This window comes from Frankia sp. QA3 (assembly GCF_000262465.1).
In the GTDB taxonomy this organism is placed as follows: Bacteria; Actinomycetota; Actinomycetes; order Frankiales; family Frankiaceae; genus Frankia.
This window is the reverse complement of record NZ_CM001489.1, coordinates 1,835,441-1,848,643: the sequence shown is the minus strand read 5'-3', so window position 1 is coordinate 1,848,643 and position 13,203 is coordinate 1,835,441. Positions and strand designations below refer to the sequence as shown.

Sequence of the window (13,203 nt, the reverse complement as noted above, 5' to 3'; positions counted from 1 at the left end):
ACGGATGCCGGGTTCATCGTGGACGAGGGAGTACGGCGTGACAGAGACCACTTCCGTCGCAGGGCAGGCCGGGCCGGCCGGGCAGGGACCCCTGGCGGGGCTGCGCGTCATCGATCTGTCGGGCAGCCTGCCCGGGGCGCTGGCGACACTGTTCCTCGCCGACGCCGGGGCCGATGTGCTGCTGGTCGAGCCGCCCGGCGGCAGTGCGCTGCGCCGGCGGGTCGACTGGCCGGTCCTCGGCCGCGGCCGGCGCAGCGTGGTGCTCGATCTGCGCGCCGCCGGCGGCCGCGACGAGCTCGACGCCCTGCTCGCCGACGCCGACGTCCTGGTCACCACGTACCGGCCGGCCACGCTCGCGGCGCTGCGGCTGACCGCGGCCGACCTCGCCGCGGCCCACCCGCGGCTGGTCAGCGCGTCGATCACCGGCTTCGGACCGGGCGGGCCGTGGCGCGACCTGCCCGGCTACGAGGGGCTGGTGCTGGCCAAGCTCGGCGTCTTCCACATCAAGGAGGCGATCACGGCCCGGCGGGGGCCGGCGTACGTGTCGGTGCCGTTCGCCTCCTGGGGCGCGGCGCACACGGCCGTCCACGGCATCCTCGCCGCGCTGCTCGAACGCGACGCCAGCGGGCTGGGCCAGCACGTCGAGGCCGACCTCGCCCGCGGCGTCGGCGCCCTGGACACCTGGAACTTCTACACCGAGATCGTCGGCATCCGCTGGCCCGACGCGTTCACCGTCGTCAACGCGTTCAACGCCGCCGGGGAGGTCCAGGGGCCGCTGGTGTACCCGCTGCTGACCGCGCCGACGAAGGACGGCACCTGGCTGCAGTTCGCGCAGGTCGAGCCGCGGCTGTTTCTCGCGCTGATGCGGGAGTTGGGCCTGGCGGAGGTGTTCACCGACCCGAAGTGGGCCGGCATCCCCGCGCTGCCGACGCAGGAGCTGCGCACCGAGCTGTGGGAGCTGATGATCGAGCGGGTCGGGCGGCGGACCCTCGCCGAATGGGAGGAGGTCTTCGCCGCGAACGGCGACATCTCCGCCGAACCGTTCCGCCGGGGCTCCGACGCGCTGGGCCACCCGCAGCTCGTCCACGACGGGCGCCGCGTCACCGTCACCGACCCCGAGCTCGGCCCGGTCGTGCAGCCCTCCACCCTCGTCCACGACGACGGCCGGCCGCTGCGCGAGCTCGCGCCCGCACCCCGCCTCGGCCAGCCGGCGACCCCCGCCCCGGCCACCCCCCTCGCGTCCGGCCCCGCATCCACCCCGTCCGACGCCACCCCGCTCACGCCCACGCCCGAGGCCGCGTCGACCGCCACCACGCCGTTGGCAGGCGCCGCGCCAGAGCAGCCGCTCGCCGGGATCACCGTGCTGGACTTCGGGCTGATGTTCGCCGGGCCGTTCGCCGCGACCCTGCTCGCCGACCTCGGCGCCCGCGTCATCAAGATCGAGACGTTGGAGGGCGACACGATCCGCCGGGTCGCCGGCTTCCCCGAGTCCGGCGGCGCCAGGGTCATGCAGGGCAAGGAGAGCCTGTGCGTCGACCTGGCCACCGACGAGGGCCGCGCGATCGTCCACGAACTCGCGAAGCGGGCCGACGTGGTCCTGCAGGCGTTCCGGGCGGGCGCGGCCGAACGCGCCGGCGTCGACGCCGCGACGCTGCGCGCCCTCAACCCCGAGCTGGTCTACGTCAACGCCCCCGGCTACGGAACCGGCGGCCCGTACGGCCACCGCCCGGCCTACGCCCCGGCGATCGGCGCGGCCAGCGGGCTGGCACTCACCGACGCGCCCGGTGTGCGCAGCGCGGTGACCACGGTGGCGCAGAAGAAGACCGGCGCGGTGCGCTGCTTCGCCGCCGCGGCCGCCGTGCCGGTGCAGGCCGACGGCATCGCCGCCCTCGGCGCCGCCTCGGCGATCCTGCTGGGCCTGGTCGCCAGGAGCCGGGGCCGGGCCACGGGCGCGCTGACGGCGACGATGCTCGCGACCGCCACCCACGCCATCCTCGACCAGGTCGTGGACTACCCCGGCAAGCCGGCGCCGCGGGAGGTCGACGACGATGCCTGGGGCCCCTCGGCGCTCTACCGGATCTACCCGGCGGCGCACGGCTGGGTGTTCCTCGCCGCCCCGGCGGACAAGGAGTGGCCGCGGCTCACCGCGGCACTCGCCGCCCACGTCGCCCTCGACGCCGACCCGCGGTTCGCGACCGCGCCGGGCCGGGCCGGGCACGAGGCCGAACTCGTCGACGTGCTGGCGAAGACGTTCGGCACCCGGCCGGCCGCCGACTGGGAACGCGACCTCACCGCGGCCGGCGTCGGCTGCGTCGAGGTCGCCGAGCGCTCCCAGCAGACGATCATCCAGGTGGAGCCGGCCGCGGCGGAGGAATACTGCGTGACGGTGCACAGCGACGTGTTCGACGAGCACCTGCGCCCCGGCCCCACCACCCGGTTCTCCCGCTCCGCGACGAGTCCGAAGGGCTTCACCCACGCCGGCGCGCGCACCGACGCGATCCTCGCCGAGCTCGGCTACGGCGAGGCCGACATCGCCGACCTGCGCGACCGCGGCATCGTGGGCGGCTGACCCGCCCGACGCCCCCGCTACCGGGCCATGGTCGTCGGGTCGGGGCCCGCGGCCGACGCTTCCCGGCGCCCGTCGCCACCGGCGGGGCGCGGGAGCGCGACGAGGGCGGGAACGGCGTCGGGACGCCGCCCGGCCTCGGGGGCGCGCCGGGCGCGGATCCACTCGCGCAGCCGGCGCAGCCCGCGGGTCAGGGCCCGGCCGACCAGCTCGGCCAGCACCAGCAGCACGACGGCGACGATGCCGTCGGCCCAGAAATGGTTCGCGGTGACGACGACGACCAGGGTCGTCACGACCGGGTGGACGATGATCAGCCATCGCCACCGGCTCGGGCTGATCCGGATGACCTCGTAGGCGATGAGGAACGCCCAGCCCACGTGCACCGAGGGCAGCGCCGAGAGCTGCGCGGCGACCCCGCTGCCGAACTCGCCGTACACCGACTGGCCGAGCAGCACCGCCTCGTCGACGAAGCCGACGGAGGTCAGCATCCGCGGCGGCGCCACCGGCAGGAACATGTGGAACAGCAGCGACGAGCCGGTGAACAGCACGATCGTCGTGCGCACCGACGGGTAGGCGCGGCGGTGGCGGGCGAACAGCCACACCAGGAACAGGTTCATCGCCGGGAAGTGCACCCAGGCGTAGAAGTCGTTCGCCGCCCGCAGCAGGCTCTCGTGGCCGAGCATGAACCGCTCCATGGCGAGCTCGCTCGGCAGGTGCAGCCACTGCTCGGCCCGCCAGATCCACTCGGCGCGCTCGATGCCGCCGTCGACCCTGGTCACCCCGAGGATGCGAGCGACCTGCCAGAGCGTGAACAGGCCGAGGATGATGCCGGCCTCCCGGCTGGCGGCGGAGAGCAGCTCGACGGCGCGCCGCGGCCACCACCGGTGCACCACCCGGGCCACCACGGCCAGCGCCAGCAGCGCCCCGGCCCCGACCGCGGCCTGCTGCCACAGCGGCATCGGCGCTCCCGTCCCCGTCCCGTCGGCATGCGGTGTGCGGCGTCCACCGCGGCCAGGCCGGTCGGCGATGCGGACGCCCCGGCCGTCACGTTACGACCCGTTCGCGCCGGATGCCGCCACCGGCTCGCCCGCCGCCGCACCTCTTGACGCGATCGTCAGATCATCTAAGGTCTTCTCACGTTTGATCGGGATGGACGGATACGGGAGGTCGGGGATGGCGGACGTCGGCATCGTGCTCGTGCACGGCGGTCAGCACGCCGGGGACTGCTGGGAACCCACCGTCGCCGAGATCGAATTACAGGCGCCGGGCACCCCGGTCCTCGCCGTCGACCTGCCCGGCCGGCGCTCGGCGCCCGCCGACCTCGCCACAGTCACCGTCGACGACTGGGTGACGAGCACGATCGCGCAGATCGACGCCGCCGGCATCGGCGAGTTCATCATCGTCGGCCATTCGATGGCCGGCCTGACCGTGCCCGGCGTCGTCGCGCGGCTGGGACCGGCGCGCGTGCGCCGGATGATCCTGCTGGGCGCGGCCGTGCCGCCGCAGGGCCGCTCGATCGTCGACACGGTGCCCGGCATCCTGGGCTGGGTCGCCCGCCGCAAGGCCGCGACCGGCCGCCCCGCCGCGCCGATGCCACGGCTGCTGGCCCGCTACTCGTTCTGCAACGGCATGACCCGCGAGCAGCGGGCGTTCAGCCTGTCCCGGCTCCACGGCGAGTCCACCTCGGTGACGATCGAGCCCACCGACCGCACCGACCTCGACCGCTCCGTGCCCCGCACCTGGATCCTGACCCTGCGCGACCGCGCCCAGACGGTGGCCACCCAGCGCCGCTCCATCGAGGCTCTCGGCGGCGTCGACGAGATCATCGACCTCGACACCGGCCACAACGCCATGATCAGCGAGCCGGCAAAACTGGCCCGGATCCTGCTCGACCGCGGCGGCCGTTCCATCCCCGGCTCCGCCGTCTGACCGAACCGCCGTCACGGACGGCGCCCCTCGCCTGTGGGCCGGCGGCCCCTCGCCTGTGGGCCGGCGGCCCCTCGCCTGTGGGCCGGCGGCCCTGTCAGGTCGGCCAGACGACGTTCTCGCACCATCGGCGAATCCTGCGCGAGGCCGGGATCATCCGGGAGCGGCATCCACGAGACCCAGCGCATCCTCGGCGTCCGCCGTGACGACCTGGACGCCTGCGCAGCTCAATCCCGGTCGCCCAGCCGAACCGTTCGACGACCGGACGAGGTCTCGTGACCAGCCGAGGTGTTCTGGTCGGTCGCGGCGTCGTCTGCCGGCCGGGTCGGGCGGCGCTCGTCCGGGAGGAGACCCGACAGGACCGAACCGGTGATCGCGTCGAGAGCGTCCACCTGGGCGTCGGTGAGGGCGTCGAAGACACCGGCCCGGACGAAGGCCACATGCGCCGGTGCGGCGCGCTCGATCGCCGTCCGCCCGTGCTCGGTCAGCGCCACCAGGGCACCACGGCCGTCGTCGGCGCACTCCTCCCGGGCTACCAGGCCACGGCGCTCCATCCGGGAGACGTGGTGGGAGAGCCTGCTCTGCTCCCAGGACAGATCGCGCGCGAGCCTGGTCACCCGAAGACGCCCGGCGGGGACGTCGGTGAGGCGGACGAGGACCTCGTAGTCGGCCAGCGAGAGCCCCGCGTCGGCGGCGAGCTGGCGGTTCATCTGCGCGGTGAGCTGGCTGGTCATCAGCAGGTAGCGGCGCCAGACCCGCTGCTCGCGCGCATCGAGCCACCGCACGGGCCCTGCCGGGAATGCACCGATCCCAGATCTACTTGACACGTCATCTAGCTTAATGACACGTCATGAAGATGGGAAGGGTCCGTCATGGCCAGCGTGACACCGCAGCCGAAGATCGACATTCGCCGCGCCGCCGAGCGCCCGACGACGAAGATCGACTGGCTTGACTCGAAGCACTCCTTCTCCTTCGGCCACCACTACGACCCGGCCAACACCCACCACGGGCTGCTGCTGGTCAGTAACGACGACACGGTGCGCGCGGGCGCGGGCTTCGAGACCCATCCACACCGCGACATGGAGATCGTCACCTGGGTGCTGCGCGGCTCGCTGGTCCATCAGGACTCCACCGGTAACTCCGGGGTGATCTACCCGGGGCTGGCGCAGCGGATGAGCGCCGGCCGGGGCATCCTGCACTCGGAGAAGAACGACGCCTGGCGCCTCGCCGGTGGCGGTGAGCCGCACGACGAGCCGGTCCACTTCGTCCAGATGTGGGTCGTGCCCGACGAGCAGGGCATCACCCCGGGCTACGAGCAGCTCGAGATCGACAGCGAGCTCCTCGGCGGCGGCCTCGTCCCGGTCGTCTCCGGGATGGCGCGCCACGACGGCGCCAGCGCGATCCGGATCAGAAACAGGTACGCGGCCCTGCACGTCGCCCGGCTCGGTGCCGGGCAGAGCGTGCAGCTACCCGACGCCCCGTACCTGCACCTGTTCGTCGCCCGCGGCGAGATCACGCTGGAGGGGGCCGGCCCGCTGCACGCCGGCGACGCGGTCCGGTTCACCGGCATCGGCGGCCAGCAGGTCACCGGCACCGAGCCCGCCGAGGTCCTGGTCTGGGAGATGCACGCCGCACTGTCGCACTGAGCCGAGCCCGGCCCCCGTCCCACCGTGCACGCGGTCGGACGGGGCCGGACTGCGCAGCAGCGAGGGCGTGGGTGAGGGTGGTCTTGCCGGCGGCGTGGGTGCCCTCCACAGCGATGACGAGGCGGTCACGCTGACGAGGCAGTCACGCTGACGAGGCGGTCACGCTGACGAGGCGGTCACGCTGACGAGGCAGTCACGCTGACGAGGCAGTCACGCAGCATCAGCGGGCTCCTTGGCAGGATCTGTGGTGCTGCGCAGGCGGCGGACCCTGCCGGTACGAGGCCGGGGGGCAGGTCGTGGAGGCGGTGGCCGGCGCACACGTCCGCGAGGGTGGCCGGTGCGGGGTTGCTCGCCGTGTCGTGGAGGTGGGCGAGTCCGCGTGCGGTGTTTCCGTCCTTCCAGGCACCGGTTACCGCGGTGATCCCACGTGTGGGCCGGCTCGCCACCGGCGGCAGTCAGCCCCGCCAGCTCGTCGGCGAACGGCCGCCGGGCGGCACCGAACGGGGTGTCTGTCCAGCCGAGGTTGGTCGCCGCACGCATGGCCGATGATCCTGAGCGTTTGGCGCGCTGACGGTGGCCGGTCGGCGCGGGCGACGGCGTGGATCGAGCGCCCCAAGTACTTGGCGTAGTGGTTGCGCTGGAACCGGTACCGCGCCCAGATCGCCGTGATCGGCTCGTCGAGCAGGTTGCCCAGCGGTTCGAGCAGGTCGGGCGCGTCGTAGACGGGCCATGCGCTGGCGGTCCCGCTGCGCACGAAGGGCGGTGACGTCGCCGGGGCTCTGTCACCGCCCTCCCTGGCGGCCGGCTCGTGCCGACGTTTATCCGGCCGCTCCGACAAGCGCCGAGATGGGAGACTGCAGGATTCCAAGAATCTGCGGGCTTCCCACCGGGCACTTCGATGTAGCGGTAATCCTACCTTCGGCGTTGAACCCGTGGTCGGTCGACCAGCCGCCCTGGCCATTAGCGGCAAAGAACGGGAAGAAGCCGGCGCTGAACGACGCGCCGACCGCCTGCTGGTCACTGCTGGCGATCGCGGAGTTGGAAGTGAGGATGGCCTCGATCCCATCGACCACGACGAGCGAGGTAACGGCTCGCGGAAGCGATCCACCCGGAGCAAAGAACGAATTCCAGCCAGGATTCCCCGAGTACCACACCCGATAGTTGTTGTTGTTGTACCCGCTGGCGAGCGCCTGCGGCACGTACCACGGATTGTAGGTTGCAGTACCGGCCAGGACGGTTCCCTGGGACAGTGGCTGGACGGGGAGTATCAATACGTTCGTGAAGTTCGCCGTCACCGAGAATCCGGCATCATTCAGTTGACTGGTAGCGCTCGAATATTCGGCGCCGATCTTTCCGAAGAATCCCGCATGGTGTCCCTCGATCGAGCCCCTGGCCCAGGTCCGGGAGAGGTCCGAACTCGTGGTGTTGCTGTTGATAGTCACACTGCCCCAGAGTGCCCTACCTATTTTGTTCTTCACGTCGTCGACCGTGCCCTGGTACGCTTTGATCCCACCAGGTCCGCCGGTGGCCCCCCAAAGCGTGTTCGCCTGGCCAATCGTCCCGTCGAGCGAGGTCCGGAAATCAGAGATGCATTTCGAGGCCTGCTCGGGCGGCATATTTCCGTATGCCCAGCCGCCGAGACGGTCGACGAAACCCTTCGCGTCATAGGATTTGGGGTCGTTGCTCGCGGCATAAGCGACCCAGCTGGGGTAATAATCACCCATGTCCACTTTGAAAGCGTCACCAAAATTGTCCTGCAGACGCGAAACCAGCAGTCCGTACTGGCCGGAGAAGGAATTGCGGCCGAACCCCGTCCAGTACTGCGTGACCGAGTACGGCGGTATCGAGTCCAGGAAGTTCCACAGCTCTGGCGACGTACCGGGGAGAGAGACGTTCCCCTGCGCCAGCTGGAACTGGTCAGGGCTGAGATTCAGCTGATCGACCAGCGCGTTGTACCACTGCGACGTGACGGTCTGCACCACTTGATCGGCGGATGAAGATCCCATCGAGAGCATCCTCTCGTCAGTGAGTGTGTCGTGAACCTTGGCGAGGAACGCGAGGCCACGGCGTCGTTCCCTGTTTGCGGATCCGAAGGCGACGGCGACCGGCCCTGCATTTCTATGGCCACACCGATTTTCTGGCGCACAGTCGGTGGCTGGCGCCACCGGTGTCCCGCCGCACCACGAGCTCCTTCCTCGGCGGAACAGGCCAGGCCGTAGCCTGGATCGGCCGTCTTCGATGTGTTGTCGAAAGGCAAGAGCCCGACCGACCGCTGTTTTCACTTGTCGTGTCTCATTGTTCGGCTGCCGCGCCGAGCCCGCAACGCGCGCCGGCACCTACCGCCGGCTTAGGCGAATCGCAACGGGTATCTCATGCTCCCCGAGCCGGACCGGCCAACACAAGAGGGGCCAGACGGACATCGGATGCCAATACTGGCGGATGGTTCCGGCGGGCCGCCGTGGAGGGGCGGCGTTCTTGCTCGGACTCGCGCCGGAGCCGGCGGACCGCACCTGACAGCGCGGAAACATCGTGAACGGGAGTCGAGGTCAGCGAGGAACCCCAAGTCACCTGTAAAGTCAGCGTGTCGCCGGCCCGGCTGGCAACAGTCCATTCCCCGAACTTCCTGCGGAGTCCGCGATGGCGTACGTCGCGGGAGAACCAGCGCTGGCCGTCGCGCCGGGCGGCACCGGCTCGATCGCGCTGGCCTACGGCGAAGACGAGCCGCCGACGGCCGGTCTCGCCGTCGACGCGACACAAGGACGGTGATCACTTCTGTGGCCAGCCCTTCCTGGGCGCCTCGGCGCCGACTGGCGGCGGGCGGCGGCTCGGTGCTCGCCCGCGCGCTCGCGCTCGCGCTGGCCGCCACGGTCGTCGGCTGTGGGGGTGGTCGGGACGGCGACCTGGCTGAGGCCGGCAGGCTGACGGCATCCAACGGGCCGACGACGACCGCCCCGGGCACGCGGTTCGTCGTGGACGCACGAGTGGTCAGGCCGCCGCTGGGCGAAGAGTTCACGTTGGCGCCGCGGGAGGTCGCCGAGGTCGACGGCGCCGACCTCGACATCACGTTCGTCGGCGTGAGTGCCGACAGCCGCTGCCCGGCAGGGGTCAGCTGCGTGTGGGCGGGCGACGCGACCGTCGAGCTGTCCGTCGTCGTCCGAAACCGGGCCACGGGCCGACCGCCGTCGGGCGTCACGGCGGAGCTGCACACCGGCACCGGCCTCGCGACCACCGCGACGGTTGGTCCGTTCGCCGTCGCTCTGACCAGGCTGACGCCAGCACCGTCTCCCGACGGGGTGTCCCCCGGCCGATACCGGGCCGTCCTCCGGGTAACCCCGGCCTAACCGACAGGCCGATTCGACACGTGGTACCTCAGCCGCATCGTGAACCACGCCAAACACCACGTGTTCTTGGTTGCCGACCGTGGTTGGAACCCGTGGCGCCTCAGGGCGTCCGTCGGCCCTACCGAGCACCGCATGTTCGCCCGCCGACCGTCATGGCCCCACGGCAGCACTCGCAGCTCGTGTCGGTCGCATCGCTATGGAGATCGTCACCTGGGTGCTGCGCGGCTCGCTGGTCCATCAGGACTCCACCGGGAACTCCGGGATGATCTACCCGGGGCTGACGCAGCGGAGGAGCGCCGGCCGGGGCATCCCGCCCCAACCCCAACGATCATGGTGTTCCGCGGAGCCGTGCCCCGACGCCGCGTTCGGTGGGCGCGGACGCCGGTCGCACCGCTCCTCGGCCGAGTCTGTCGCACCGTGCCGCCGCACCTGGGCAACGGCCCGGTGCACATCACCACCGCCAGCGGCGACACCCTCGCGAGCGGGCCGGGCGTCGTCGTCGGAACGCTCCAGAAAACGGGGCGCCGCGGCGCTGGTGGGACGTTAGCTTCCGCCGAACAGGTGCGACGTGCGCGCACGCTCATGCCGAGGGCCACCTTCCTCCACGCCGACGCGGCCGAGGTCGACCTCCCGCCCACCGCCTTCGACGCGGTCGTGAGCCTGTACGCGCTGATACACATGCCGCTGCGCAAACAACCGACGCTGCTGGCCCGGATCGCCACCTGGCTGCGGCCGGGCGGCTGGCTGCTCGCCGTCACCGGCCAGCACGCGTGGACCGGCGTCGAGCAGGACTGGCTCGGCGGTGGCCGGCCGATGTGGTGGAGCCAGGCCGACGCCGCCACCTACCGGTCGTGGATCGCGGCGTCCGGACTCATCGTCGAGTCCGAACGTTTCGTCCCGGCGGGCAGCACCGGTCACGCGCTGTTCTGGGCACGCCGTCCGGACCACGGCGAGGACGGCCGCATCGCCCGCGACGCCGCGACCGACGCCGAGACCGACGTCATCCCTCCCGGGGAGCCCGACGGTCGACCAGGGCGGCCAGCCACGCGGGGGTGACGTGGGCGAGGCTGGGCACGACGGCGTCGGCGGGGACGTCGGGGGGCTGCGGCGTGGAGGGGACGAGGACGGTCACGCAGCCCGCGGCCAGTCCCGCCGTCGCGCCCGAGGCGCTGTCCTCCAGCACGACGCAGCGCGCCGGCGGCACGGCGAGCAGGCGGCTGGCCCGCAGGTACGGCTCGGGATCCGGCTTGCCGCGCACCACCTCGTCCCCGGCGACCGACACCTGGAAGCGGGCGGCGCCCACCGCGCCGAGCACGTGGTCCATGAGCACCCGGGCGGACGACGACACCAGCGCCAGCGGCACCCCCTGCGCCGCGAGCGCGCCGAGCAGGTCGACGGCGCCGGGCCGCGCGACGATCGCCCCCGGCGCGGCGAACAGCTCGACGATGCGGCCCATGACGAAGTCCGCCGCCTCGGCGAACCGCGATCCGTCCACCCCGAGCAGCGACAGCATGAGGTGCAGCGCCGTGTCCGGGCCGCGGCCCATGAGCGCCGCCTTGATCTGCGGGGTGAACACGCCGCCGAGGTGGGCGGCGAGATCCTCCTGCGCCCGCGTCCACAGCCGCTCGGTGTCGACGAGCAGGCCGTCCATGTCGAACAGCACCGCCGCCGGCGCCCTCCCCCCAGGTAGCCCCGCTACAGCAGACGTCATCGGGATTGCGGCGTGGAGACCCCGCCGTTCACGGCGAGAACGAAACGCCGTCCCATCTTGTTCATCGGTCGATATCCCTTCCGCTAGAATTGAGGCCTGTCCCGCTACCGGCTTTGTCCGACCGTCGAACAGGCGGCGGTGCTGGCAGACCATTGCGGGCATGCGCGGTACGTGTGGAACCTCGCGGTGGAGCAGCAGTCGTGGTGGAATCCGCGCCGCGGCCATGGCGAACTTCTTCCGGGGTTCGCACCGCCGGCCGTCGTGGCGCAAACGCGGCCGGTCGGCGGGGTTATCAATCCTGTGTGGACGTCGCAGACCTGCAACACCTGCGGGATTCGGGACCGCCAGGCGCGCGAGAACCAAGCCGTCTTCGGCTGCCGGGGCTGCGGGCAGCAGGCGAACGCCGACGTGAACGCGGCACGCAACATCGCCCTGGGACCTCAGTGGGCAACCACCTGGGTGACTGCGCGGGGAGGCGACGCCGACAGCCGGCCCGTGAACCGCGAACCTCAACGCTGCACACCCCCTCCGGCGGATGGGTAGGAGTTGGAATCCCCCGCGTTCACGCGGAGGAGGATGTCAACCGTCGAGCCTGGCACATCCACGACCCCCGCACGCCTCGATCACACCCCCGGCGTGGCCGGCGCAGGTCCGGGCGGGCGCGGCCGCGGCGCACGGCCCGCCGGGGGTACGACCTCAGCGCGGGCCGCCGGAGGTCAGGAACCAGCGGACGGCGGCCGCGGTGCCGGCCCGGTTGGAGCCGAGATGGTCGACGCCCGCGCCGAGGTCGACGATCGAGGCGTCGACGCCGTGCCCGCGCAGCGCCGCGCGGCAGTGCTCGCTGTTCGCCCGGGGCACCTGGGTGTCCGCGCCGCCGACGTAGAGCCGCACCGGCGCCGGGCCTGGCGGCGTGGAGCAGGTCGCGTCGGCCACCGCCAGCGCCGCCGCGAACCTGCCTCGCGGATGGCGGAGCAGCTCGGCGCCGTGGGGGGTGAGCAGCGCGTCGAGGCTCGCCGGCAGGCCGGCGACGAACCGCGGGCCGGAGTGCTCGCCGTCGAACAGCGCCTCGACCGACGGGTCGCGGAAGACCTCGGCGGGCGAGTCGTACAGGTGGTGCAGCCGGTTGAACGCGACGAGCAGGTAGGCGGTGTAGGCGACGCCGTAGGGCCACTCGACCCGCCCGTCGAGCAACGCCGGCAGCTCCACCGAGCGCCAGTCATAGGCACCGCTGACCGGCGCGAGGGCGGCGAGCCGCAATGACGCGTCGGCGCCGGTGCGCAGCGCCGTCGCGAGGCCGGTCGCCGCCGAGGCGCCCTGCGAGAATCCGGTCACCAGGACCCGCGGGTCGACCGTGCGTCCCTGCGAGGCGGCGAACGCCCGGGTGGCGCGCAGCAGGTCGAGCGCCGCGGACACCTCGGAGGGCACGTCCATCCACGGGTGCGGGCCCGGCCCGACGCCGAGGCCGAGGTAGTCGGGGGCGGCTGCGGCGAAGCCAGCCGCGGCGTAGGTCAGGGCGGGGGCCTGGCCCCAGCCGTCCGCGGCCAGGTCCGTCGCCGTCGACGGGGCGTCGGCGCGGGCGATCTCGGTGCCGTGGGTGTAGGAGACGACGCGCAGCCGGCGGGTATCGGTGTCCGGCAGGGCCAGCAGGCCACTGGCGGTGCTCGCCCGCCCGTGCGGGTCGATCGTGCGGTAGACCAGCCGGTAGGTCGCCACGCCCGAGCGCAGGACCGCCGGGTCGGCGTCGAACCCGCTTGCGGTCAGCACCGCCCGCACCTGCGCCGCGGACAGCACGCGCAACCGCTCGGACGAGACCACGCCACCGCGGTCCGCGGGTCCCGCGGTCGACAACAGCGACGCGGTGACGGCGGGAGAGGCGGTGACGGTGGGAGAGGCGGTGACGGTGGGAGAGGCGGTGACGGTGGGAGAGGCGGTGACGGCGGGAGAGGCGGTGACGGCGGGAGAGGCGGTGACGGCGGGAGAGGCGGTGACGGCGGGAGAGGCGGTGACGGCGGG

11 protein-coding genes and 3 pseudogenes are annotated in these 13,203 nt (G+C 72.4%); 9 read left to right on the top strand and 5 right to left on the bottom strand.

Going from position 1 to position 13,203, the window contains the following annotated elements; genetic code table 11:
• The first annotated feature begins 4 nt into the window (after nucleotides 1–4).
• Nucleotides 5–2,569 (top strand): CoA transferase, encoded by a 2,565-nt coding sequence (locus FRAQA3DRAFT_RS07310; RefSeq protein WP_051054190.1) that lies wholly within the window; start codon nucleotides 5–7, stop codon nucleotides 2,567–2,569.
• Between the two features lie 17 nt (nucleotides 2,570–2,586).
• Here the strand turns inward: FRAQA3DRAFT_RS07310 and FRAQA3DRAFT_RS38220 are convergent, their stop codons facing one another.
• The gene (locus FRAQA3DRAFT_RS38220; protein ID WP_009738431.1) at nucleotides 2,587–3,525 is read right to left on the bottom strand and encodes a phosphatase PAP2 family protein; all 939 of its coding nucleotides are present in this window, start codon (nucleotides 3,523–3,525) and stop codon (nucleotides 2,587–2,589) included.
• Between the two features lie 214 nt (nucleotides 3,526–3,739).
• On the opposite strand from FRAQA3DRAFT_RS38220, the gene FRAQA3DRAFT_RS07300 reads away from it, so the two are divergent.
• Nucleotides 3,740–4,495: an alpha/beta fold hydrolase gene (locus tag FRAQA3DRAFT_RS07300; protein WP_009738430.1), complete on the top strand. Its 756-nt coding sequence runs from the start codon at nucleotides 3,740–3,742 to the stop codon at nucleotides 4,493–4,495.
• A 332-nt stretch (nucleotides 4,496–4,827) separates the two neighbouring features.
• Here FRAQA3DRAFT_RS07300 and FRAQA3DRAFT_RS07295 read toward each other — a convergent pair.
• A pseudogene (locus FRAQA3DRAFT_RS07295) lies at nucleotides 4,828–5,277 on the bottom strand (MarR family winged helix-turn-helix transcriptional regulator); the annotation flags it as partial.
• A gap of 87 nt (nucleotides 5,278–5,364) precedes the next feature.
• On the opposite strand from FRAQA3DRAFT_RS07295, the gene FRAQA3DRAFT_RS07290 reads away from it, so the two are divergent.
• Entirely contained in the window at nucleotides 5,365–6,138 is a 774-nt protein-coding gene (locus tag FRAQA3DRAFT_RS07290; RefSeq protein ID WP_009738428.1) for a pirin-like bicupin family protein, read from the top strand.
• Nucleotides 6,139–6,956: 818 nt separating this feature from the next.
• On the opposite strand, the gene FRAQA3DRAFT_RS07285 is transcribed toward FRAQA3DRAFT_RS07290, so the two are convergent.
• The gene (locus FRAQA3DRAFT_RS07285; RefSeq protein WP_009738427.1) at nucleotides 6,957–8,144 is read right to left on the bottom strand and encodes a hypothetical protein; all 1,188 of its coding nucleotides are present in this window, start codon (nucleotides 8,142–8,144) and stop codon (nucleotides 6,957–6,959) included.
• 631 nt (nucleotides 8,145–8,775) lie between these two features.
• Between FRAQA3DRAFT_RS07285 and FRAQA3DRAFT_RS37990 the strand changes: the two genes are divergently transcribed.
• The 4 genes and pseudogenes from FRAQA3DRAFT_RS37990 to FRAQA3DRAFT_RS07275 all read left to right on the top strand — a co-directional run bounded on the left by FRAQA3DRAFT_RS37990 (nucleotide 8,776) and on the right by FRAQA3DRAFT_RS07275 (nucleotide 10,535).
• Nucleotides 8,776–8,904, top strand: a complete 129-nt coding sequence (locus FRAQA3DRAFT_RS37990; RefSeq protein WP_009738426.1) for a hypothetical protein — start codon at nucleotides 8,776–8,778, stop codon at nucleotides 8,902–8,904.
• 8 nt (nucleotides 8,905–8,912) lie between these two features.
• On the top strand, nucleotides 8,913–9,479 hold the full coding sequence (locus FRAQA3DRAFT_RS07280) for a hypothetical protein (RefSeq protein WP_157467193.1): 567 nt from the start codon (nucleotides 8,913–8,915) through the stop codon (nucleotides 9,477–9,479).
• A 196-nt stretch (nucleotides 9,480–9,675) separates the two neighbouring features.
• Nucleotides 9,676–9,789, top strand: a pseudogene (locus tag FRAQA3DRAFT_RS34690) (pirin family protein); the annotation flags it as partial.
• A gap of 107 nt (nucleotides 9,790–9,896) precedes the next feature.
• A complete protein-coding gene (locus FRAQA3DRAFT_RS07275) occupies nucleotides 9,897–10,535 on the top strand; it encodes a trans-aconitate 2-methyltransferase (protein WP_009738424.1) in 639 nt (212 codons plus the stop codon).
• On the opposite strand, the gene FRAQA3DRAFT_RS07270 is transcribed toward FRAQA3DRAFT_RS07275, so the two are convergent.
• On the bottom strand, nucleotides 10,480–11,190 hold the full coding sequence (locus FRAQA3DRAFT_RS07270) for an HAD family phosphatase (protein WP_009738423.1): 711 nt from the start codon (nucleotides 11,188–11,190) through the stop codon (nucleotides 10,480–10,482). The genes FRAQA3DRAFT_RS07275 and FRAQA3DRAFT_RS07270 overlap by 56 nt on opposite strands.
• A gap of 96 nt (nucleotides 11,191–11,286) precedes the next feature.
• On the opposite strand from FRAQA3DRAFT_RS07270, the pseudogene FRAQA3DRAFT_RS38475 reads away from it, so the two are divergent.
• Together FRAQA3DRAFT_RS38475 and FRAQA3DRAFT_RS36830 are read left to right on the top strand one after the other, a co-directional pair.
• Nucleotides 11,287–11,491: pseudogene (locus FRAQA3DRAFT_RS38475) on the top strand (helix-turn-helix domain-containing protein); the annotation flags it as partial.
• On the top strand, nucleotides 11,452–11,733 hold the full coding sequence (locus tag FRAQA3DRAFT_RS36830) for a zinc ribbon domain-containing protein (protein ID WP_083873514.1): 282 nt from the start codon (nucleotides 11,452–11,454) through the stop codon (nucleotides 11,731–11,733). The pseudogene FRAQA3DRAFT_RS38475 and the gene FRAQA3DRAFT_RS36830, both read left to right, overlap by 40 nt.
• 153 nt (nucleotides 11,734–11,886) lie before the next feature.
• Here FRAQA3DRAFT_RS36830 and FRAQA3DRAFT_RS07265 read toward each other — a convergent pair.
• Nucleotides 11,887–13,203, bottom strand: a 1,317-nt coding sequence (locus tag FRAQA3DRAFT_RS07265) for a hypothetical protein (RefSeq protein ID WP_009738422.1), incomplete at its 5' end; no start/stop codon positions are given.